Below are 22,985 nucleotides of genomic sequence, written 5' to 3' on the forward strand. Positions count from 1 at the left end.
AGCGCCGATGGTACTGCAGGGGGGACCCTGTGGGAGAGTAGGACGCCGCCGAACAATCTTTCAGAGAAGCCCCTCCGGGTCACCCGGAGGGGCTTCTTGCGTTAACCTTCGCCAATGCAGAACCTGACCCTCACCTGGCAGACCTCGGCGGCGGTGTCCGGGGTGCTGCTCGGCTCCTCGTACGTGGCCGGGCGGGCCCGGCGCGGGTCGACGGCGGTGGCGGTGCTGCGGGAGTCGGGCACGCTCCTGGCGCTGTTCACGCTCTGGCAGCTGGTCGGGCACCTCTCCCTGCTCAGCACCGACCACGCGCTGGACCGGGCGGCCTGGATCCATCGGACCGAGCTCTCCTTCGGCCTGCCCGACGAGGTGGCCTGGCAGCGGGCGGCGATACCGCACCCCTGGCTGATGCAGGCCGCGAACTACTACTACGCCACCATGCACTTCGGCGTGATGCTGGTCCTGTTGCTGTGGCTGTTCCTCCGGCACCGGGAGCAGTACCGCTGGGTGCGGACCACGGTGGTGCTGTCGACGGCGGCCTGCCTGGTGGTGCAGTTTATCCCGGTCGCCCCGCCGCGGATGCTGCCGGGCGCCGGCTTCGTCGACGTGGCGGCCCAGTACGGGCAGTCGGTCTACGGAGGCGCGGTCGCCGGTGTGGTGCCGGCCCAGCTGTCGGCGATGCCGTCGGTGCACGTCGCCTGGTGCGTGATCGTGGCGGTGGCCGTGGTGGCGGTGGCGCGCGGGCCCTGGCGCTGGCTGGTGGTGCTGCACCCGCTGCTGACCGTGGTGGTGGTCGTGGTCACGGCCAACCACTTCTGGGCGGACGGTCTGGTGGCGGTCGGTCTCCTGCTGGTGGTCTACCTGGTCCAGCACGCCTGCTCGGGGTGGCGGCAGGGCGCGGCCGCGGCGAGCGGGGAGGAGCCGGCCGGCCAGGTCCCGCAGTGGACCGGTTCGGGTCGCTGATCGCCGCTGCAGGGCCCCGTACGCACGGCGGTGGGCCGGACGCTCCCGAAGGAGGGTCCGGCCCATCGCCGCGTCGGGGCTGCTACTTCAGCGGAAGCAGCGCCTTGCCCCAGCCGCTGTTGGCCAGCGTCGCGGTGGCCCAGTACCAGGCGGCCAGGCCGGAGGCGGCGGCGACCCAGCCCGCGACCTTGCCGAGCCAGTCGCTGCCGCCGAAGGTGGCGACGGCGTTGAGCACCAGGGAGAGGGTCAGCAGCCCGTAGACGAGCCGGCTGAACATCCCGCCCTGCCAGGCGGCCAGGGCCAGGGTGAGCGCCAGCAGCGCCCACAGCAGCAGGAACAGCCCGGCGGCGTTCTTGCTCGCTCCGGCGCCCTCCGACCAGGCCGCCCAGAAGGCGCCGAGGGCGGTGAACGCGGTGCCGCCGAAGCGGTCGCCGCTGCGGAACTGCCAGAGGCCGGCGACGAAGAGGGTCAGCCCGCCCACCAGGTGGGCGACGGAGGCTGCGTCCTTGAGGCCGGCATCACTGAGGATGCCGGTGGACAGCAGACCGGTTGCGAGCAGGGTCAGACCGAGGACCAGGTAACCGAGAGGGCCCGCGTCGTCTCCCGCGGTCCGGGCGATCGCCCCGGAGGCTTCATTGCTCACCGGAGGCTCCTTTCACTTCTGGGCGCCGATGATCGGCAGATGTCCGGTGAAGGTGGGGGTGGTGCTGGAGGTGGGTGCGCGATACCGGGCCGCGAGCGCACGGAAGAGGCGTGCGGGCGGCTGCGGCTGAGTGAAGAACCAGCAGGTCAGGTGCTGGTCGATGGCCCCTCCGGGGAGAATCCCCCGGTGACTCCGGTGTACCCGGCCCGGACGGCTTGTACCCTTGTGAATCTCACAATTTGTACAGTCGTCAGCTGTTGAGCGGCGATGATTGGAAGCTTACTGAACGAGTCCGACCGGTCCGGGCCGTGACCGGCCGTCCCGTCAGGGGTGACGCTGGGCCGGGACCCGCAGGGTGAGGATGGCCATGTCGTCGGACGGCGGCTCGGGGGCGAAGCGCTCGACCGCACGCTGCACCCGGGCCGCGACCGCGCCGGCGGTGAGGCCGGTACAGCCGGTCAGCACCTCGGCCAGGCCGTCGTCGCCGAGCATCCGACTGCCCTCCCGGCGCTCGGTGACGCCGTCCGTCACGCAGAGCAGCACCTCGCCCGGCTCCAGGATCAACTCCTCGGCGGACAGGTCGAGTTCGTCCATGACGCCGAGCAGCGGCTGCGGGTTGGCGGCGGCGTCCACCTGGCCGTCGGTGCGCAGTCGCAGCGGCAGCGGGTGGCCGGCGCAGACCAGCGACAGCAGGGTGCTGCCGTCCTCCCGCGGGGTGAGCTCGCCGTAGAGCAGGGTGAGGAAGCGCGAGCGCGGGCCCTCGTCGAGGATCGCGGCGTTGAGGCGGCTGAGCACCTGCGGGGCGCTCAGGCCCTCGCGGGCCAGCAGCCGCAGCGAGTTGCGGGCCAGGCCCGTGACCGAGGCGGCCTCGGGGCCGGTGCCGCAGACGTCACCGATGGCGAAGCCGTACGTGCCCTCGCGGATCGGGAAGATGTCGTAGAAGTCGCCGCCGACCTCGTTGCCCTCGCCGGCGGCCTGGTAGAAGACCTCCACCTCGACGCCCGGGATCTTCGGCAACTCCGGGGGCAGCAGGGCGCGTTGGAAGGCCTGGCTGGTGGCGGTGCGCTCCGAGTAGAGGCGGGCGTTGTCCATCGCCAGGGCGGCCCGGCGGGAGAGGTCCTCGCCGAGCTCCAGGATCTCCTGGCGGAACCGGGCGCCGGTCGGGACGCCCAGGACCAGCAGGCCGATCACCCGGTTGCGGGCGGCCAGCGGCAGGATCACGGTCTCGCCGAGCATGCCGTGCAGCTCAGGGCCGTCCAGCAGGCCGAGCGCCCGGGCGGTGTCGCCGGGGGCGGTCCAGAAGCGGGCGCCGGGGGCCGGTTCGGCGGCCGGCGCGGGGGTCTTGTCGAGCAGGGCGCGCAGCGGGTCGATCCGGTCCTCGTCCTCGTGCAGCACGAAGGCGAGGTCGGCGCCGGCGCCCTGCTCGCCGCCGGTGGTGTAGACGGCGCACCAGGTGGCGAGGGTGGGGACGGCCATCTGGGCCATCAGCGCGAGGGTCTGCTCGTGCTCCAGGGTGCCGGCGAGCAGCTCGGAGGCCTCGACCAGGAAGGAGAGCGCGCCGCGGCGGCGGCGCTCCAGCTCGCCGAGCCGGGCGCTCTCCAGGGCCAGCGCGATCCGGTCGGCGGCGAACTGCAGGCGCAGCGCGTCCTCGTTGTCGTAGCGGCCGGGGCCGGCGGCGGCGACCCCGAGGGAGCCGGTCAGCCGGCCCTCCACCTTGAGCGGGACGGTGATCAGTGAGCGCAGTCCGGTGCCGGTCAGCAGCGGGGCGGCGCCGGGCCGTACCGCGAGGTCCTCGTGGACGGTGGGCAGGCGGTCGGAGTCGAAGCGGGTGGTGCCGGAGTCGATCGGCATCCGGACGAAGCGCTTGGCCGCGGTGGCCAGGCCGGTGGCGGCGCGGACCTCGAACTCGGTCTCGTCCTCGGTGGTCAGCAGCAGGTAGGCGGCGTCGGCGTCGAGCAGGTCGCGGGCGCGGTCGACGATGCGCTGGAGCAGGCCGCCGAAGTCGTCCGGGGCGATGGAGCCGACCAGCAGGTCGAGCGGCTCGACGGCGGGCGGGGCGGCAGCGGTGCCGGCGGGGGAGCGCAGCACGGCGCGGTCCTCCTCGCGGACCAGCAGGCACAGCGCGGACGGCGTGCCGTGGGAGTCGCGCAGGCGGACCTGGAGCGCGTAGACGTCGAGCGCGGTGCCGTCGGCGCGACGGACCGCGAAGCCGCCCTCCCAGCGGGCCATCCGCAGGGTGTCGGCGAGCTGGGGGCCGCCGTGGCCGGCCGGCCAGCGGGCGTAGTCCTCCCAGGGGCGGCCGAGGACCTGGTCGGAGGGGTGCAGGAAGAGCGCCTCGGCGTCCGCGTTCCAGGCGCGGACCAGGCCGGTGTCGTCGATGCCGACCACCGCGACGCGCACCGGGCCGTCGCTGTCGGGCAGTTCGGCGCCGGGGACGCTGGGCAGCGCGTACCGGGTGCCGCGGACCTGCTCGGGCAGTGCGAGGCGGAACCAGACGGTCTTGCGGCCGGCGGAGTACTCGACGCCCCAGCGCTCGGAGAGGGCCGAGCACATCAGCAGGCCGCGGCCGCCCTCGCCGTCGGGGTCGGCGTAGCGGTCGGAGGCGGGGCCGGGGACGTTGGCGAAGGCGGGCAGGCCGCGCTCGGGGTGCCGGTCGGTGACCTCGATCCGGATGCTGCCGTCCTCGCGCAGGCAGCAGACCTCGGCGGCGGTGCCGGCGTGCACCACGGCGTTGGTGACCAGCTCGCTGACCAGGACCACCGCGTCGTCGACGACCTCGGGCAGGCCCCAGCCGAGCAGGGCCTCGCGGACGAAACCGCGGGCGGCGGCGGCGGACCGGCCGACCGGTTCGAAGGTGGCGGCTGCGCGTGCGGTGACCACTGCCACGTCTCCTCTGCTCTGGTCCGGCTGTCGGCTGGGCTGCCCGTCGCCCGCCGGGTGGTCGTCGCGGGCCCCGGTGGCGGTCGTCGGCGGGCGATCGGCGTGCGGTTCGGGTGCGGGTGCAGCGCTCCACCCTACTTTCCGCCAGGTACCCCGTGGGGGCGGGGAGCCGAAACAGGCACCTGAGGGTGATTCTGCCCACCAGTTTTGGGTGGGGTCCGCAACGACCCTGTGCAACCGCCCGGACACCCGGCGACTGTGCTGACAGACTGGGGAGTCCGCGGTGTCCGCCCGGCGGAGTACGGTCGAAGCGGCGCCGGTGGCTCCGCGCAGCCCGTTGCGGTGGTCGGAGGCGGGTCCGGTGCCCGCTTCCCGAGCGGTACCGAGCAGTCACGATATGGGAGGGCCCCGTTGAGTTCGGCGACCAAGGACGTTACCGGTACGACCCCGGCTGCCGCGCGCGGTGGCCGAGCCGCCACGCCGGCGCGCGGCGTTGCCGGGCGCCGGGCCAATCCGAACCGCGGGGCGGAACCCGCCGAGCTGCGCAGGTTGCTGACGGCGCTGACCGCGATGCGGGACGGCAACTTCCGGCGGCGGCTGACGTTTCCGGGGGACGGTGTCCTGGCGGAGATCGCGGCGGTGTTCAACGAGGTCGCCGAGCGCAACCAGCACCTGACCGGTGAACTGGCCCGGGTGCGGCGGGCGGTCGGCCGTGAGGGCCGGCTGTCGGAGCGGCTGGAGATGGGGGTCGGCGAGGGCGCCTGGATGGCGGCGGTCGACAACTGCAACGCGCTGATCGACGACCTGGCCCGGCCGATGGCCGAGGTGGGCCGGGTGCTGACCTCGATCGCCGAGGGCGACCTGGACCAGCGGATGGAGCTGCGCTCGGTCCACACCACCGGGGCGAGCTACCCGCTGCGCGGCGAGTTCCTGAAGGTCGGCCGGACCGTCAACGGGCTGGTGGACCAGCTGTCCGAGTTCACCGACGAGGTGACCAGGGTGGCGATCGAGGTGGGCACCGAGGGCAAGCTGGGCGGCCAGGCCCGGGTGCGCAGCGTGTCGGGCAGCTGGAAGGACCTGGCCGACTCGGTGAACACCATGGCGGGCCGGTTGACCGCCCAGGTGCGCAACATCGCCGAGGTGACCACGGCGGTGGCCAAGGGCGACCTGTCGCGCAAGGTCACGGTGGACGTGGCCGGCGAGATGCTGGAGCTGAAGAACACCGTGAACACCATGGTGGACCAGCTCAACTCCTTCGGCGCGCAGGTGACCAGAGTGGCCCGCGACGTGGGCACCGAGGGCCGGCTCGGCGGTCAGGCGCAGGTGCCGGGCGTCGCCGGGGTGTGGCGCGACCTCACCGATTCGGTCAACTTCATGGCCAACAACCTGACGGCGCAGGTGCGCAACATCGCCGAGGTGACCACGGCGGTGGCCAAGGGCGATCTCTCCCGCAAGATCGAGGTCGACGCCCGGGGCGAGATCCTGGAGCTGAAGAACACCATCAACACGATGGTGGACCAGCTCTCCGGCTTCGCCGAGCAGGTGACCAGGATGGCCCGGGCGGTGGGGACGGAGGGCATCCTGGGCGGTCAGGCGCAGGTGCCCGGGGTGGCCGGGGTCTGGAAGGACCTGACCGAGAACGTCAACTCGATGGCGAACAACCTGACCAACCAGGTGCGCAACATCGCCCAGGTGACGACCGCGGTGGCCAAGGGCGACCTCTCGCAGAAGATCCAGGTGGACGCCCAGGGCGAGATCCTGGAGCTGAAGAACACCATCAACACCATGGTGGACCAGCTCGGCGCGTTCGCCGACGAGGTCACCCGGGTGGCGCGGGACGTCGGTACCGAGGGCATCCTCGGTGGTCAGGCGAGTGTGCCGGGGGTCTCGGGCACCTGGAAGGACCTCACCAACAGCGTCAACCTGATGGCGAACAACCTGACCAGCCAGGTCCGCAACATCGCCGAGGTGACCACCGCGGTGGCCCGGGGCGACGTCTCCAAGAAGATCACCGTCGACGCCAAGGGCGAGATCCGCGAGCTGGTCACCACCGTCAACACGATGGTCGACCAGCTGTCGGCGTTCGCGGACGAGGTGACCCGGGTGGCCCGCGAGGTGGGCACCGAGGGGATCCTGGGCGGCCAGGCGCGGGTGCGCGGGGTCTCCGGCATCTGGCGGGACCTGACCGACAACGTGAACTTCATGGCGTCCAACCTGACCAGTCAGGTGCGCAACATCGCGGAGGTCGCCTCCGCGGTGGCCAACGGTGACCTGTCCAAGAAGATCTCGATCGAGGCGCAGGGCGAGGTGGCCGCGCTGGCGGGCACCCTGAACACGATGGTCGACCAGCTGTCCTCGTTCGCCGTCGAGGTGACCCGGGTGGCCCGCGAGGTGGGCACCGACGGCATCCTGGGCGGTCAGGCGAACGTGCCGGGCGTGGCCGGGATCTGGAAGGACCTGACCGACAACGTCAACCTGATGGCGAACAACCTCACCGGGCAGGTCCGCAACATCGCGCTGGTGATCACCGCGGTGGCCCGCGGCGACCTGTCGCAGAAGATCGACGTGGACGCGCGCGGCGAGATCCTGGAGCTGAAGACCAGCATCAACACCATGGTCGACCAGCTCGGGGCGTTCGCGGACGAGGTCACCCGGGTGGCCCGCGAGGTGGGTACGGACGGTCGGCTCGGCGGCCAGGCCCGGGTGCCCGGGGTGGCCGGCACCTGGCAGGACCTCACCGAGTCGGTGAACGAGCTGGCCAACAACCTGACCCGGCAGGTGCGCGCGATCGCCCAGGTCGCCACCGCCGTGACCAGGGGCGATCTCAGCCTGCGGATCGACGTGGACGCCTCCGGCGAGCTCGACGAGCTCAAGGACAACATCAACCAGATGATCGCGAACCTGCGCGAGACCACCCGGACCAACAAGGAACAGGACTGGCTGAAGACCAACCTGGCCCGGATGTCCGGTCTGCTGCAGGGCCGCCGCGACCTGGAGGCGGTCGCTTCGCTGATCATGAACGAGCTCACCCCGGTGGTCTCGGCCCAGCACGGCGCGTTCTTCCTGTCGCAGCCCGCCGGCCGGACCGCGGAGCTGATCACCGAGGACGACGACGAGAACGACACCGTGCTGCGGCTGCTGGGCAGTTACGGCTACAACCGGCGTTCGATGCCGACCACCTTCCGGCCGGGCGAGGGCCTGATCGGGCAGGCGGCGGTGGAGAAGCGCTCGATCATCGTCAAGGAGACCCCGCCGGGCTACCTGAAGATCGCCTCCGGGCTCGGCGAGGCCTCGCCCTCGCACCTGGTGGTGCTGCCGGTGCTGTTCGAGGACCGGCTGCTCGGGGTGATCGAGCTGGCCACCTTCAGCTCGTTCACCGCGGTCGCGCTCGACTTCCTCAACCAGATCGCCGACCTGATCGGGGTGACGGTCAACACCATCAGCGTCAACACCAAGACCGAGGGCCTGCTCCTGGAGTCGCAGCGGCTCACCGCCGAACTCTCCATGCGGTCGGCCGAGTTGGAGGCGCGGCAGGAGGAGCTGGAGCGCACCAACGAGGAGCTCCAGGAGAAGGCCGAGCAGCTCGCCCAGCAGAACCGGGACATCGAGATCAAGAACAGCGAGATCGAGGAGGCCCGGCAGATCCTGGAGGAGCGCGCCGAGCAGCTCGCCCTCGCCTCGCGCTACAAGAGCGAGTTCCTCGCCAACATGTCGCACGAGCTGCGCACCCCGCTCAACTCGCTGCTGATCCTGGCCAAGCTGCTCTCCGACAACAACGAGGGCAACCTCTCCGCCAAGCAGGTGGAGTTCGCCGAGACCATCCACGGCGCCGGCTCCGACCTGCTCCAGCTGATCAACGACATCCTCGACCTGTCGAAGGTGGAGGCGGGCAAGATGGACGTCCGCCCGGCCAAGATCGCGCTGGTCCAGCTGGTGGACTACGTCGAGGCGGCGTTCCGGCCGCTGGCCGCCGACAAGAACCTGGACTTCGCGGTCCGGGTCTCGCCGGACCTGCCGGTCACCCTGCACACCGACGAGCAGCGGCTGCAGCAGGTGCTGCGCAACCTGCTCTCCAACGCGGTCAAGTTCACCGACACCGGCGCCGTCGAGCTGCTGATCCGCCCGGCCGGGGCGGACGTGCCGCAGCACGTGCGCGAGCTGCTGCTGGAGGCCGAGGCGATCGGCGACCCGGACGAGGCGCTGATCGCGTTCTCGGTCTCGGACACCGGCATCGGCATCCCCGGCAACAAGCTCCGGGAGATCTTCGAGGCGTTCAAGCAGGCGGACGGCGGCACCAGCCGCAAGTACGGTGGCACCGGGCTCGGCCTGTCGATCAGCCGGGAGATCGCCCGGCTGCTCGGCGGTGAGATCCACGTCGAGAGCGAGCTGCACCGCGGTTCGACCTTCACCCTGTACCTGCCGCTGCGCACCGAGGCGCCGGGCGCGGCCGCGGACCGTCCGCAGGCGCTGCCGATGCGGGCCTCGGTCGGGGTCACCCCGGCCGGCACGCCCGTCCCGGTGGGGGAGAACCTGGCGGACCACTGGGCGCACGAGGTCCGCGAGCTGGCGGAGGAGCGGCGTCGGGGCGCCGCCGAGCGCCGGCGGACGGCCCAGCAGCTGGAGGCGCCGCTGCCGCAGCAGCAGCTGGAGCCGGCCCAGCGTCCCGGTGCGCCGGTGCCGCAGTTCCACGGGCGCTTCGACGGCGAGCGGGTGCTGATCGTCGACGACGACATCCGCAACGTGTTCGCGCTCACCAGCGTGCTGGAGCAGTACGGCCTCACCGTGCTGTACGCCGAGAACGGCCGCGAGGGCATCGAGGTGCTCGAGCAGCACGAGGACGTCGCCCTGGTGCTGATGGACATCATGATGCCGGAGATGGACGGGTACGCGACCACCGAGGCGATCCGGCGGATGCCGCAGTTCTCCGGACTGCCGATCATCGCGCTGACGGCCAAGGCGATGAAGGGCGACAAGGAGAAGAGCCTGGCCGCGGGCGCGAACGCGCACGTGACCAAGCCGGTGGAGGCGGACACCCTGCTGGCGGTGATGCGCCAGTTCCTCGCCGTGGCGTAGTGGCGGGTGCTCCCGGCCGGCCCGCACTGGCGGCTCCGGCCGGGAACGCTGTAAGGTCACCCATCGTTGCGAACAGTGACCGGATGGTGACACGACGCTCAGTGCGGCCTGCGCTCGCGCGGCGCTTCCCCGGGGCGGCCACCGGCCGGATCGTGCCAAGCGATGTGGCGGGCGAGGGGGTACGGCTAGCATGACCGGGGCAGTGGTGAGCGGCACGCGGGTGCCGTCCCTCGGAAGACAACCGGCAGGAGGGCGGGTCGTGGTGCAGAAGGCGAAGATCCTCCTGGTCGACGACCGGCCGGAGAACCTGCTGGCGCTGGAGGCGATCCTCTCGGCGCTGGACCAGACCCTGGTGCGGGCCTCGTCCGGCGAGGAGGCGCTGAAGGCGCTTCTCACGGACGACTTCGCGGTCATCCTGCTGGACGTGCAGATGCCCGGGATGGACGGCTTCGAGACCGCCGCGCACATCAAGCGCCGGGAGCGGACCAGGGACATCCCGATCATCTTCCTGACCGCGATCAACCACGGGCCGCACCACACCTTCCGCGGGTACGCGGCCGGTGCGGTGGACTACATCTCCAAGCCCTTCGACCCGTGGGTGCTGCGCGCCAAGGTCTCGGTCTTCGTCGACCTCTACATGAAGAACTGCCAGCTCAAGGAGCAGGCCGCGCTGCTGCGCCTGCAGCTGGAGGCGGGCGAGGCGGCCAGCCTGGGCGGTCCGCTGCTGGGCGAGCTGTCGGCCCGGCTGGCCGCGGTCGAGGAGCAGGCCGAGGCGCTGACCAAGCAGTTGGACGACTCCGACGATCCGGGCGCCGCGGCGACCTCGGCGCACCTGGAGCGCAAGCTGGCGGGCCTGCGCGCGGCGCTGGACGCCCTGCGCCCCGGCGCGAACTGAGCGGTTCACCACCCCCGGGCGCCTCGGTGCGCCCCCGCGCCGCGCGCCGGTGACGGCGCGTCCGGTGAACGGCTGTCAGGCGTTCAGGTGTTCGGCGACACGCCGCCCGGCCCCGGGGTGCGGGCATGGGCACCCGTACCGCCCGCCGGTAGGCTGCTGACCCATGGCCACACGTACGCCCGGCAGCGCGGCACGCAACCCCAAGCCCGGGCCGGCCAAGAAGGCACCGGCCGGGAAGGCGCCCGCCAAGGCGCCCGCCAAGACCGCTGCGCCCGCCAAGAAGGCTGCGGCGCGCAAGACCGCCGCCAAGCCGCCGGCGGCGCCCCCGCCGCCCCCGCCGCGCCCGATACTCTTCCGCGCCGTGCGCGCCCTCTGGCTGGGGCTGGCGCACGCCGTCGGCGCGGTCTTCCGCGGCTTCGGCGACGGCGCCAAGAACCTGCACCCGGCGCACCGCAAGGACGGGCTTGCGCTGCTGCTGCTGGCGCTCGCGCTGGTCACCGCGGCCGGCACCTGGTTCAGCCCGCAGGGCTGGCTGGGCGAGGCCGCCACCAACGTGGTCTCCGGCCTGTTCGGCCGGCTCGACGTGCTGGTCCCGTTCCTGCTCGGCGCGTCCGCCGTCCGGCTGATGCGGCACCCCGAGGTGCCGGAGGCCAACGGGCGGATCCTGATCGGGCTGAGCACCCTGGTGATCGGCGTGCTCGGCCTGGTGCACATCGGCTGCGGGGCGCCCGGGATGGGCAGCGGGGCGACCCGGATACGGCAGGCCGGCGGGATCCTCGGCTGGGCCGCCTCCACCCCGATGATGGCCGCGGCCGGCCCGCCGCTGGCCGTCCCGCTGCTGCTGCTGGTCGCCTTCTTCGGCCTGCTGGTGCTCACCGCCACCCCGGTCAACCGGATCCCCGAGCGGCTGCGCCAGGCCGGCGTCCGGCTCGGCGTGGTGGAGCCTGCGGTGGCCGACGGGCCGGCCGGCGACGCCTCGGCGGCCGCCCGGGAGTTCTCCACCGAGCCGCCCGAGGACGCCGACCCCGACGCGCTGCCCTTCACCATCGAGGACGGCGACGGGCAGCCGCGCCGTCGTCGCCGGCGCCGCAAGGCGGACCAGGAGGAGCAGCCGGTCTCCTTCGAGAAGGACGAGCCGGGCGACCCGTTCCAGACCAGGGACATCGCCGCCGGTGTGGCCGCGGACCTGGACGGCGCGCTCACCTGGGGCGTGCCCGGGACCCCGGCCGTGGCCAGCATGATCCACCAGGTCCGGGACAACACCGCACCGCCGGAGGACCCGGCCGTGCCGCCCGCCCGCAGCGCCGGTGCGCCGGAGGGCCACTCCCCGGCCCCGGCGCGGATGGAACAGCTGCGGCTGGCCGGCGACATCACCTACGCGCTGCCGCCGCCGGACCTGCTGGAGCACGGCGCCCCGGCCAAGGCCAGGTCCAAGCTGAACGACGAGGTGGTCGCCCAGCTCACCGGTGTCTTCACGGAGTTCCGGGTGGACGCCCGGGTCACCGGCTTCACCCGCGGCCCGACGGTCACCCGCTACGAGGTCGAGCTCGGCCCGGCCGTGAAGGTCGAGCGGATCACCGCGCTGGCCAAGAACATCGCCTACGCGGTGGCCAGCCCGGACGTGCGGATCATCAGCCCGATCCCGGGCAAGTCCGCGGTCGGCGTGGAGATCCCCAACCGGGACCGCGAGATGGTCAACCTCGGCGACCTGCTGCGCTCGCGGGCCGCCGCCGAGGACGACCACCCGATGGTGGTCGGCATGGGCAAGGACGTCGAGGGCCACACCGTGATGGCCAACCTCGCCAAGATGCCGCACATCCTGGTCGCCGGCGCCACCGGCGCGGGCAAGTCCTCCTGCATCAACTGCCTGATCACCTCGGTGCTCGCCCGGGCCACCCCGGACGAGGTCCGGATGGTGCTGGTCGACCCCAAGCGGGTCGAGCTGACGGCGTACGAGGGCATCCCGCACCTGATCACGCCGATCATCACCAACCCGAAGAAGGCCGCCGAGGCCCTCCAGTGGGTGGTGCGCGAGATGGACCTGCGCTACGACGACCTGGCGGCGTTCGGCTTCCGGCACGTGGACGACTTCAACGCCGCCGTGAAGGCGGGCAAGGTCCAGCCGCCGCTCGGCAGCGAGCGCGAGCTGACGCCGTATCCGTACCTGCTGGTCATCGTCGACGAGCTGGCCGACCTGATGATGGTGGCCCCGCGCGACGTCGAGGACTCGGTGGTCCGGATCACCCAGCTGGCCCGGGCGGCCGGCATCCACCTGGTGCTGGCCACCCAGCGGCCCTCGGTGGACGTGGTGACCGGTCTGATCAAGGCCAACGTGCCGTCCCGGCTGGCCTTCGCCACCTCGGCGATGGCCGACTCCCGGGTCATCCTGGACCAGCCGGGCGCCGAGAAGCTGATCGGCAAGGGCGACGCGCTGTTCCTGCCGATGGGCGCCAGCAAGCCGGTCCGGATGCAGGGCGCCTTCGTCACCGAGGCCGAGATCGCCAAGGTGGTCCAGCACTGCAAGGACCAGATGACGACGGTCTACCGGGACGACGTCACGGTCGGCGGCGGCCCCCGCAAGGAGATCGACGAGGAGATCGGCGACGACCTCGACCTGCTGGTCCAGGCGGCCGAGCTGGTGGTCTCCACCCAGTTCGGTTCGACCTCGATGCTCCAGCGCAAGCTGCGGGTCGGCTTCGCCAAGGCGGGGCGGCTGATGGACCTGATGGAGTCGCGTGGGATCGTGGGTCCGAGCGAGGGCTCCAAGGCCCGCGACGTGCTGGTCACCCCGGAGGAACTGGACGGCGTGCTGATCACCCTGCGGGGCTGATCGACCCGCCTCTCACTCGTTCGGAGGAACCTGGTTCCCGCCGGTATGACCGGTGGGAACCGGGGCAGACGAAGGGGCGTCCATCGAGTCACGGACGCCCGGGGGCCCGGCCGGGCTGACCGCCCGTCAGCGGGTGGTGGGCCCGGGGTGCCCGTTCGGGCCCGTCCGCTTGAGAAACGTTCCGGCCCCGCCCCTAGACTGTCTTCTCAGCAGGTGGCCAACGCTCGAAAGGCGCGCCCAGTGACCATCGGCAAGTCCCCTCGTCGTGACAGCCAAGACTCCTCCGCGTCCCGTGCCGTCCCCGGCCAGACCGGGGCCGGCCAGTCGCCGACCGAGCACTCCGTGGTCGAACCGCCGGCCGCCGAGCAGCCGAGCATCGGTCGGCTGCTCGCCGACGCCCGGGTCGCCGCCGGCCTGACGGTCGACCAGGTCAGCGCCGCCACCCGGGTCCGGGTGCCGATCGTCCACGGCATCGAGTCGGACGACTACAGCCACTGCGGCGGTGACGTCTACGCCCGGGGCCACATCCGCGTGCTCGCCAAGGCCGTCGGTGTCGACGGCGACCAGCTGGTCGCCCGGTACGACGCCGACCACGGCGGTGCGCCCGCCCCCCGCCGCGCCACCCCGCTGCTCGACACCGGCCCGATCAAGGTCACCGACCACCGGCGGCCGAACTGGACCGCCGCGATGATGCTGGCCATCGCCGCGGTGGTCGGCATGATCGGCTTCACGCTGTTCTCCGACGACTCCACCGAGGCCGGGGTCGGCGCCGCCAGCGAGCCGCTGCCGAGCACCGCCGCCGCCCCGGTCACCGCCTCCGCCCAGCCGCCCGCGCCGGCGCCCAGCGCCGCGATCGCCGCCGCCCCGGTCGACAAGGTCACCGTGAAGCTGGTCGCCGAGAAGGGCAAGAGCTGGGTCACGGCCAAGGACGGCAAGGGCAAGTCGCTGTTCTCCAACAACCTCGACTCCGGCCAGGACCAGACCTTTACCGACCCGTCGAAGATCGCCCTGGTGATCGGCAACGCGGGCGCCGTCCACGTGTACGTCAACGGCAAGGACCTCGGTCCGGCCGGGACGGACGGGCAGGTGGTGCATCTCACCTACACCCCCGGCGACCCGCAGGCGGGCTGAGCCGAGGGAGGGCCCGGGAGCCCGACGATCACGGCATACGGGCTCCGGGGCGAACGGCACCGGGGCCCGCGCGTTAATCTTGGCGTCATGCCTGAACCCCGTACTGTCGCCCTGGTCACGCTCGGATGCGCCCGCAACGAGGTCGACTCCGAGGAACTCGCCGGGCGACTGGAGGCCGACGGGTGGCGGCTGGTCGACGACGCCGCCGAGGCCGACGTCGCCGTGGTCAACACCTGCGGGTTCGTCGAAGCCGCCAAGAAGGACTCCGTCGACGCCCTGCTCGAGGCCAACGACCTCAAGGGCCACGGCCGTACCCAGGCCGTGGTGGCCGTCGGCTGCATGGCCGAGCGGTACGGCAAGGAGCTCGCCGACGCCCTCCCGGAGGCCGACGGCGTGCTCGGCTTCGACGACTACAGCAACATCTCCGACCGGCTGCAGACCATCCTGTCCGGCGGCCACCACGCCTCGCACCTGCCCCGGGACCGCCGCAAGCTGCTCCCGCTCTCCCCGGTGAAGCGCCAGGAGGCGGCCGCCGAGGTGGCACTGCCCGGCCACGGCGCCCCCGAGGACCTGCCGCAGGGCGTGGCCCCCGCCTCCGGCCCGCGCACCCTGCGCAAGCGCCTCGACGACAGCCCGGTGGCCTCGGTCAAGCTGGCCTCCGGCTGCGACCGGCGCTGCTCGTTCTGCGCCATCCCGGCCTTCCGCGGCTCGTTCATCTCCCGCCGCCCCTCCGACGTGCTGAACGAGGCGGTCTGGCTGGCCGAGCAGGGCGTCCGCGAGGTGGTCCTGGTCAGCGAGAACAACACCTCGTACGGCAAGGACCTCGGCGACATCCGGCTGCTGGAGACGCTGCTGAGCGAGATCGCCGCGGTCGAGGGCGTGGAGCGGGTCCGGGTCAGCTACCTGCAGCCCGCCGAGATGCGGCCCGGCCTGATCGACGTGATGACCGGGACGCCCGGCGTGGTGCCCTACTTCGACCTGTCGTTCCAGCACTCCGCCCCGGCGGTGCTGCGCCGGATGCGCCGGTTCGGCTCCACCGACCAGTTCCTCGGCCTGCTGAGCACCATCCGGGACAAGGCCCCGCAGGCCGGCGCCCGGTCCAACTTCATCGTGGGCTTCCCCGGCGAGACCGAGGAGGACTTCGCCGAGCTGGAACGGTTCATCAGCGAGGCCGGCCTCGACGCCATCGGCGTCTTCGGCTACTCGGACGAGGACGGCACCGAGGCGGCCGGCTTCGACGGCAAGCTGCCCGAGGACGTGGTGGCCGACCGGCTCGCCAAGCTCTCCCGGCTGGCCGAGGAGCTCACCGCGCAGCGGGCCGAGCAGCGGATCGGCGACGAGGTCGAGGTGCTGGTCGAATCGGTCGAGGACGGCGTGGTGGAGGGCCGGGCCGCCCACCAGGCGCCCGAGACGGACGGCCTGACCACCCTGCTGGGCGTCGAGGACGCGGTGATCGGCCGGTTCTACCGGGCCCGGGTGGTCGGCACCGAGGGCGTCGACCTGGTCGCGCAGGCGCTGGTGGCCGAGCCCGAGAGCTCGGGAGCCGGCGCATGACCAACGGGCCGGGCGCCCCCACCACGGCCGGTCCGGACCGGCCGACCGCCGCGCTGCCCCCGCCGCCCGGCATCTGGAACATCGCCAACGTGCTGACCATGGTCAGGCTCGCGCTGGTGCCGGTGTTCGTCGCGCTGCTGTTCGCCGACGGCGGGCACAACCCGAAGTGGCGGGCGGTCGCCTGGGCCTCCTTCGCGATCGCGATGATCACCGACCTGTTCGACGGCGAGCTGGCCCGGCGCAAGGGCCTGATCACCGACTTCGGGAAGATCGCCGACCCGATCGCCGACAAGGCGATCATGGGCGCGGCGCTGATCGGCCTGTCCGTGCTGGGCGACCTGCCCTGGTGGGTGACGATCCTCGTCCTGGTCCGCGAGCTCGGCATCACCCTGATGCGGTTCTGGGTGATCCGCTACGCCGTCATCCCGGCCAGCCGGGGCGGCAAGCTGAAGACCCTCACCCAGGGCATCGCGGTCGGCATGTACGTGCTGCCGCTGACCGGGTGGCTCGCCACCGCCCGGGCCCTGCTGATGGCGGTCGCCGTCCTGCTCACGGTCGGCAGCGGGCTGGACTACGTCCACCAGGCGCTCCAGCTGCGCCGGGCGGGACGGGCCGGGGAGCGGGCGGGCCGGTGAGCGGACCGGCGGAGCGGGTGCACGCGGCGCTGCGGGCCAGGGGCGCCACCCTCGCGGTGGCCGAGTCGCTGACCGGCGGCCTGCTGGCCGCCCGGCTGGTCGAGGTGCCCGGCGCCTCGCTGACCTTCCGGGGCTCGGTGACGGCGTACGCCACCGACCTGAAGGCCTCCGTGCTCGGCGTGGACGAGGGCCTGCTGGCCGTGCGCGGCGCCGTGCACCCGGTGGTCGCGCGCCAGATGGCCGACGGCGTACGCCGGCTGCTGGGGGCGGACTACGCGCTGGCCACCACCGGCGTGGCCGGCCCCGACCCGCAGGACGGGCAGCCGGTCGGCACCGTGCACCTGGGCCTGGCCACCCCGTCGGGAACACTGGTGGCCTCGCCGCTGTTGTCGGGGGACCGTGCCACAATCCGGCAGGACTCCGTGACGGCGGCGCTGGACCTGCTGCTGGCCCACCTAGCGGCCGGCGGCCCGTCCCGCTGAGGTTTGCTGAAATCGCTGAACTGGCCGCCCCGTCGGGAGGATCGTGTTAGACCGGATGCCCTGGTTGGGCAGATACCAGCCAGGGAAGGCGCGACGCGACCTCGGCCGGACGCCCCGGAAGGGGAACCGACGGGGTCCGGCCGGGGTCCTTGCGGGGAACAGACAGGGGAGGGGGCAGCCTTGCAGCCCAGAGTGAACACGACCATGGTCCCCGCACACGATGCGGGCAAGGCGGTACGGTGGGGGCGTGACATCTCGATTCGCAGTCCGAGGAGGGAGGCACCGATGATCCTGCTCCGTCGCCTGCTGGGCGATGTGCTGCGTCGGCAGCGCCAGCGCCAGGGCCGCACACTTCGCGAGGTGTCGGCAGCTGCCAGGGTTTCGCTCGGCTATCTCTCCGAGGTGGAGCGGGGGCAGAAGGAAGCCTCCTCCGAGTTGCTGTCCGCCATCTGCGACGCACTGGACGTCCGGATGTCGGAGGTCATGCGCGAGGTCAGCGACGAGCTCTCGCTCGCCGAACTTGCGGCGATGGCCACCCTCTCGGAGGGTGACCTGTTGAGGCCGGTCCTCGAACCGGTGTCGCTGCCGGCGCCCGGGGTCGACCGGTCCGCCATCGCGCCCAAGGCCGCCGCCATGGACGTGGTAGCGGCCTGACCCGGTCTCGCCCTCCTCGCGCACCGCGCGGGGCCGAGCGAAGGAGACCGGAGTGCGCAGAGCGTGGTCGGCGGCCGAGGCCGCCGCTGAGGCGGTACTCCGGCGCACGGCCGGACGGCGCGGTCCCCGGTGGGCCGCGCTGCTGCTGATCCCGGCCCTGGTGTGCTGGCTGCTGCTGACCGGCGGCGCCGTCGGGGTCGGTGGCGCCGCACTGGGCATGCTGGCCGGCGGCTGGGGCCTCGGTCTGGTGCCCGTGCACAGCAACCGTCACCCGACCCGGGTACGCCGGCGCCCGCCGCCCGGGCACCCGCCCGCTGAGGCCGAGGATCCCGCGGCCGAGTTCGCCCCCGCGGCGGACGGATCCGCCGGGACCTGACGGACTCGCAGGAATCGACCGGCCGGCGCCGCCCGGCTCAGCCGCGCAGCCGGTACCCGCGCGGGGTGGGGTGGAAGCCCGCCTCCTCCAGCGCCTTGCCGAGCGGTGAGGTGAGCGCCGGCTCCCCGTTCGCCCGCTCCACCGTCACGCTGCCCAGCGCCCCCGCCCGTACGGCCTCGCCCAGGGCCGCCATCGCGGGCACGCTCCCGCCCCAGGCGAGCAGCGACTTGCCGCCGCGCTCCACGTACAGCTTCAGCTCGCCGTCCACCAGGACCACCAGCGCTCCGGCCTTGCGGCCCGGCCGGTGGGCGGTGGCGCCCGCCGGGCGCTCCCCGGTGGAGGGCGGCTCGGGCCAGGGCAGTGCGGCGCCGTAGGCGTTGGCCGGGTCGGCCGCGGCCAGCACCAGGACCGTCGGCGGCTCCGCCGGGGCGGCCGAGGGCCATTCGGCGGCCGACAGCCGCTCCAGCCGTCCGCTCACCGAGCGCAGCCGGTCGGCCGCGCCGTCCATCGCGAACTGCGCCCCGCCCAGGCCCTCCACGAAGTAGCCGCGGCGGGCCCGGCCGCGCTCCTCGAAGGCGGACAGCACCCGGTAGACCCCGGCGAAACCGCCCGGCACCCGCTCGGCCGCCACCGCGCCGCGGGTGAGGATGCCGTGCCGGTCCAGCAGGCCCTGGGCCTGGGCGGCGGCCCGGGCGGTGGGCTCGGTGCCGTACTCCGGCAGCAGCGACCAGCGCCCGACCGTGGTGGGTGGCCCGGAGCGGAGCGTGCCGGGGCGGCCGAGCGCCCGCCCGGCGCCGCCGTAGCGGCCGCGCGGGGTGGACCGGGGCGCCCGGTGGGCGGTGGCGCCGGCCGTCCGGCCCGAGCCGAGCAGGGCGCGCAGCGGGGCGAGGGTGTCGTTGGTGACGTACCCGGCCCAGAGCAGGTCCCACAGGGCCTCGACCAGCTCGGCCTCGGGGGTGTCCGGGGTGCGCTCGGCCAGCTGGCGGAAGAACAGGCCGTAGCCGCCCGCCAGCGCGTCCAGCAGGGCGGTGTGGACCGGGGTGAGCGCGGGCGGCACCGGCTCGGGGCGGATCAGGTGGGCGTCCTGCGGTAGGTGCAGGCCGATCCAGCCGTCCTTGCCGGGCAGGGCGCCGGCGCCGGACCAGCCGATCTCGCCGGCGGCCATCAGCTCGTCCAGCAGGCCGGGGGTGTAGTCGGCCAGCCGGGCCGGCAGGACCAGCTTCTCCAGCGCCGAGGCGGGCAGCGCGGTGCCCTGGAGCTGCTCGACCACCCGCAGCAGGCCGTCCGGGCCGCGCAGGCGGTGGCCCGCCAGGTGCTGCCACTGCGGGAGGAACGCGGCCAGCGCGCGCGGCGGGACGGGCTCCACCTCGTGCCGCAGCGCGGCCAGCGAGCGCCGCCGCAACCGGCGCAGCACCTCGGCGTCGCACCACTCGACGGTCGCGGTGTGGCCCTCCACCGGGCGGAACTCGCCCTGGACCAGCCGCCCGGCGGCCGTCAGCCGGTGCAGGGTGCCGACCACCACGGCGGTGCCCAGGCCGAACCGGCCGGCCGCCTCGGCGGCGGTGAACGGGCCGTGGGTGCGCGCGTAGCGGGCCAGCAGGTCGCCGAGCGGGTCCTTGACCGGCTCGGTGAAGGCCTCGGGCACGCCGACCGGCAGCGGGGTGCCGAGCGCGTCGCGCAGCCGTCCGGCGTCCTCGATCGCGGACCAGCGCTGCTCGCCGCCGATCCGGACCTGGATCACCCGGCGGGCGGCCTCCAGCTCCAGTGCCCAGAGCGGCTCGGCGCCGCGGGCGGTCAGTTCGGCCTCGCCGAGCGGGCCCAGCAGCCGCAGGGCGTCGGCGACGCCCTCGGCGTCCTTGATCCGCCGCTCCGGGGTGAGGCGTTGGAGCTCGGCCTCGAGCTCGGCCAGCACCGCCGGGTCCAGCAGCTCGCGCAGCTCGGCCTGGCCGAGCAGCTCGGAGAGCAGCCGGGAGTCCAGCGACAGTGCGGCGGCCCGGCGCTCGGCGAGCGGGGAGTCGCCCTCGTAGAGGAACTGGGCGACGTAGCCGAACAGCAGCGAGCGGGCGAACGGCGACGGCTCCGGGGTGGTGACCTCGACCAGCCGGACCGCCCGGGACTCCAGGTCGCCCATCAGCTCGGTCAGGCCCGGTACGTCGAACACGTCCTGCAGGCACTCCCGGACGGCCTCCAGCACGATCGGGAACGAGCCGTACTCGGAGGCCACCTCCAGCAGTTGGGAGGCGCGCTGGCGCTGCTGCCAGAGCGGGGTGCGCCGGCCGGGGCTGCGGCGCGGGAGCAGCAGGGCGCGGCCGGCGCACTCGCGGAAGCGGGAGGCGAACAGCGCGGAGCCGCCGACCTGGTCGGTGACGATCTGCTCGATCTCGGCCCGGTCGAACAGGACCGCGTCGGCGCCGACCGGGGCCTCCTCGGTGACCGGGCGGTCGGTGGGGAAGTCGAGCAGGTCGGCGTCGGGCAGGCGGAGCACGATGCCGTCGTCGGCGTGCATGACCTGCGGGTCCAGGCCGTGCTTCTCGCGCAGCCGGGCGCCGACGGCCAGCGCCCAGGGCGCGTGCACCTGGGCGCCGAAGGGCGAGTGGATGACGATCCGCCAGTCGCCCAGCTCGTCGCGGAAGCGCTCGACCACGATGGTGCGGTCGTCCGGGAGGTGGCCGCAGGCGGTGCGCTGCTCGGCGAGGTAGCGCAGCAGGTTGCCCGCCGCCCAGTCGTCCAGGCCCGCCGCCTTCAGGCGTTCGGTGGCGGCCTCGGGGGTGAGGGTGCCCAGCTCGCGGACGAAGGCGCCGAGCGCCCGGCCGAGTTCCAGCGGTCGGCCGAGGGTGTCGCCCTTCCAGAACGGGAGCCGGCCGGGGATGCCCGGCGCCGGGGTGACCAGCACCTTGTCGTGGGTGATCTCCTCGATCCGCCAGGAGGTGGTGCCGAGGGTGAAGACGTCGCCGACCCGGGACTCGTAGACCATCTCCTCGTCGAGCTCGCCGACCCGGCCGCCGCCCTTCTTCGGGTCCGTGCCGGCGATGAAGACGCCGAACAGGCCGCGGTCGGGGATGGTGCCGCCGGAGGTGACGGCGAGCCGCTGGGCGCCGGGGCGTCCGGTGACCGTGCCGGCCACCCGGTCCCAGACCAGCCGGGGCCGCAGTTCGGCGAAGGCGTCCGAGGGGTAGCGCCCGGCGAGCATGTCCAGCACGGCGTCGAAGGCGGACTGCGGGAGGGTGGCGAACGGGGCGGCCCGGCGGACCACGGTGAGCAGCTCGTCGACGTCCCAGGTGTCCAGGGCGGTGATCGCGACCAGCTGCTGGGCGAGCACGTCGAGCGGGTTGCGCGGGATCCGCAGGGCCTCGATCCGGCCCTCCCGCATCCGCTCGGTGACCACCGCGGACTGCACCAGGTCGCCGCGGTACTTGGGGAAGAACACGCCGGTGGAGACGGCGCCGACCTGGTGGCCGGCCCGGCCGACCCGCTGCAGGCCGGAGGCGACCGAGGGCGGCGACTCGACCTGGACCACCAGCTCCACGGCGCCCATGTCGATGCCCAGCTCCAGGCTGGAGGTGGCCACCACGGCGGGCAGCCGGCCGGCCTTGAGCTCATCCTCGACCTGGGCGCGCTGCTCCTTGGAGACCGAGCCGTGGTGTGCCCGGGCGAGCACCGGCGGCGCGCCGGCGGCCGCGCCGGAACCGCCCATCAGCTGGGCGGGGGCGTGCGCGGCGGGCAGCGCGGCGCCGGTGGCGCGTTCGAGGGCGATCTCGTTCAGCCGGTTGCACAGGCGCTCGGCGAGCCGGCGGGAGTTGGCGAACACGATGGTGGAGCGGTGGGCCTGGACCAGGTCGACGATCCGCTCCTCGACGTGCGGCCAGATCGAGGCGCCGCCCTGGCCGGGCGGGCCGCCGGCGCGGGCCGGGTCCTCGGCGCCGGTGGGGAGTTCGTCCAGGTCGGCGACCGGGACCACGACGGAGAGGTCGAACACCTTGGCCGAGGGCGGTTGGACGATCGCCGCGCCGCGCTGCGGGCTGAGGTAGCGGGCCACCTCCTCGACCGGGCGGACGGTGGCGGACAGGCCGATCCGCCGGGCCGGCTGCTCCAGCAGCTCGTCCAGCCGCTCCAGGCTGAGGGCGAGGTGTGCGCCGCGCTTGGTGCCGGCGACGGCGTGCACCTCGTCCAGGATCACCGTGTCGATGCCGCGCAGCGCGTCCCGGGCGGCGCTGGTGAGCAGCAGGAAGAGCGACTCGGGGGTGGTGATCAGGATGTCCGGCGGGTGGGTGGTGAAGCGGCGCCGGTCGGCGGCGGGGGTGTCGCCGGAGCGGATCGCCACCTCGACCTCGGGCTCGGGCAGGCCGAGCCGCACGGAGGCCTGGCGCAGGCCCGCCAGCGGGCCGCGCAGGTTGCGCTCGACGTCGACCGCGAGGGCCTTGAGCGGCGAGATGTAGAGCACCCGGCAGCGGCGCTTGGGGTCGGCCGGGGGCGGGGTGCTGCTGAGGCGGTCCAGGGCGGACAGGAACGCGGCCAGGGTCTTGCCGGAGCCGGTGGGGGCGACCACCAGGACGTCGGTGCGCTGCCCGATCGCGGCCCAGGCCCGGCTCTGCGCCTCGGTCGGGGCGTCGAAGGCGCCGGTGAACCAGGCCCGGGTGGCCGGGGCGAAGCCGGCCAGCGGGTCGTCCGGGGCCGCTGGGTCGTGGTGGGGCGCCATGCCCCCATGGTGCACGCCGGTACTGACAGCCGGGGGTGTACGGGTGCCGGGGCGGGCTCGTGGCGGGCGGGCGGCGGGGATCCGGCGGCCTGCGGCGGGCGTGCGGCGGTGGGTGCAATCCGGCGGGCAAAGTCAGACATTCTGACCATATGGTGATGATTCAGGCGGTGGGTCGG

General features: G+C 73.5%; 13 protein-coding genes. 10 read left to right on the forward strand and 3 right to left on the reverse strand.

Going from position 1 to position 22,985, the window contains the following annotated elements:
• Positions 1–114: 114 nt before the first annotated feature.
• Complete coding sequence (locus ABT014_RS21370) at positions 115–960, forward strand: phosphatase PAP2 family protein (RefSeq protein ID WP_350640586.1); 846 nt, start codon at positions 115–117, stop codon at positions 958–960.
• Between the two features lie 82 nt (positions 961–1,042).
• Here the strand turns inward: ABT014_RS21370 and ABT014_RS21375 are convergent, their stop codons facing one another.
• Complete coding sequence (locus ABT014_RS21375; protein WP_350640587.1) at positions 1,043–1,603, reverse strand: acetate uptake transporter; 561 nt, start codon at positions 1,601–1,603, stop codon at positions 1,043–1,045.
• 324 nt (positions 1,604–1,927) lie between these two features.
• Entirely contained in the window at positions 1,928–4,483 is a 2,556-nt protein-coding gene (locus tag ABT014_RS21380; protein WP_350640588.1) for a SpoIIE family protein phosphatase, read from the reverse strand.
• 570 nt (positions 4,484–5,053) lie between these two features.
• On the opposite strand from ABT014_RS21380, the gene ABT014_RS21385 reads away from it, so the two are divergent.
• The 9 genes from ABT014_RS21385 (at position 5,054) to ABT014_RS21425 (ending at position 18,113) form a co-directional block, all read left to right on the forward strand.
• Positions 5,054–9,556: a HAMP domain-containing protein gene (locus tag ABT014_RS21385; protein ID WP_350640692.1), complete on the forward strand. Its 4,503-nt coding sequence runs from the start codon at positions 5,054–5,056 to the stop codon at positions 9,554–9,556.
• Between the two features lie 259 nt (positions 9,557–9,815).
• Positions 9,816–10,451 carry a response regulator gene (locus tag ABT014_RS21390; RefSeq protein WP_350640589.1) on the forward strand — a complete coding sequence of 212 codons (636 nt, stop codon included), beginning with the start codon at positions 9,816–9,818 and terminating at the stop codon, positions 10,449–10,451.
• 163 nt (positions 10,452–10,614) lie between these two features.
• On the forward strand, positions 10,615–13,281 hold the full coding sequence (locus ABT014_RS21395) for a DNA translocase FtsK (RefSeq protein ID WP_350640590.1): 2,667 nt from the start codon (positions 10,615–10,617) through the stop codon (positions 13,279–13,281).
• A 240-nt stretch (positions 13,282–13,521) separates the two neighbouring features.
• Positions 13,522–14,412 (forward strand): helix-turn-helix domain-containing protein, encoded by an 891-nt coding sequence (locus ABT014_RS21400; RefSeq protein WP_502895051.1) that lies wholly within the window; start codon positions 13,522–13,524, stop codon positions 14,410–14,412.
• 87 nt (positions 14,413–14,499) lie between these two features.
• The gene (gene rimO, locus ABT014_RS21405) at positions 14,500–15,966 is read left to right on the forward strand and encodes a 30S ribosomal protein S12 methylthiotransferase RimO (RefSeq protein ID WP_350640591.1); all 1,467 of its coding nucleotides are present in this window, start codon (positions 14,500–14,502) and stop codon (positions 15,964–15,966) included.
• On the forward strand, positions 15,963–16,601 hold the full coding sequence (gene pgsA, locus ABT014_RS21410; protein WP_350640592.1) for a CDP-diacylglycerol--glycerol-3-phosphate 3-phosphatidyltransferase: 639 nt from the start codon (positions 15,963–15,965) through the stop codon (positions 16,599–16,601). Before rimO ends, pgsA begins: the two co-directional genes overlap by 4 nt.
• A complete protein-coding gene (locus ABT014_RS21415; protein WP_350640593.1) occupies positions 16,598–17,083 on the forward strand; it encodes a CinA family protein in 486 nt (161 codons plus the stop codon). Before pgsA ends, ABT014_RS21415 begins: the two co-directional genes overlap by 4 nt.
• A 285-nt stretch (positions 17,084–17,368) precedes the next feature.
• Positions 17,369–17,737: a helix-turn-helix domain-containing protein gene (locus ABT014_RS21420; protein WP_350640594.1), complete on the forward strand. Its 369-nt coding sequence runs from the start codon at positions 17,369–17,371 to the stop codon at positions 17,735–17,737.
• A gap of 52 nt (positions 17,738–17,789) precedes the next feature.
• Complete coding sequence (locus tag ABT014_RS21425) at positions 17,790–18,113, forward strand: hypothetical protein (protein ID WP_350640595.1); 324 nt, start codon at positions 17,790–17,792, stop codon at positions 18,111–18,113.
• Positions 18,114–18,150: 37 nt separating this feature from the next.
• On the opposite strand, the gene ABT014_RS21430 is transcribed toward ABT014_RS21425, so the two are convergent.
• Complete coding sequence (locus ABT014_RS21430; RefSeq protein WP_350640596.1) at positions 18,151–22,809, reverse strand: ATP-dependent helicase; 4,659 nt, start codon at positions 22,807–22,809, stop codon at positions 18,151–18,153.
• Between the last annotated feature and the right edge of the window lie 176 nt (positions 22,810–22,985).

Origin of the sequence: Kitasatospora sp. NPDC094015, from assembly GCF_040304075.1 — a bacterium.
GTDB lineage: Bacteria > Actinomycetota > Actinomycetes > Streptomycetales > Streptomycetaceae > Kitasatospora.

What these genes read in the sequence shown, in the direction of transcription:
- ABT014_RS21370 (WP_350640586.1), top strand. Translation starts at nt 115, where the DNA reads ATGCAGAACCTGACCCTCACCTGGCAGACCTCGGCGGCGGTGTCCGGG.
- ABT014_RS21385 (WP_350640692.1), top strand. Translation starts at nt 5,054, where the DNA reads ATGCGGGACGGCAACTTCCGGCGGCGGCTGACGTTTCCGGGGGACGGT.
- ABT014_RS21395 (WP_350640590.1), top strand. Translation starts at nt 10,615, where the DNA reads ATGGCCACACGTACGCCCGGCAGCGCGGCACGCAACCCCAAGCCCGGG.
- rimO (WP_350640591.1), top strand. Translation starts at nt 14,500, where the DNA reads ATGCCTGAACCCCGTACTGTCGCCCTGGTCACGCTCGGATGCGCCCGC.
- pgsA (WP_350640592.1), top strand. Translation starts at nt 15,963, where the DNA reads ATGACCAACGGGCCGGGCGCCCCCACCACGGCCGGTCCGGACCGGCCG.
- ABT014_RS21420 (WP_350640594.1), top strand. Translation starts at nt 17,369, where the DNA reads ATGATCCTGCTCCGTCGCCTGCTGGGCGATGTGCTGCGTCGGCAGCGC.
- ABT014_RS21430 (WP_350640596.1), bottom strand. Translation starts at nt 22,809, where the DNA reads ATGGCGCCCCACCACGACCCAGCGGCCCCGGACGACCCGCTGGCCGGC.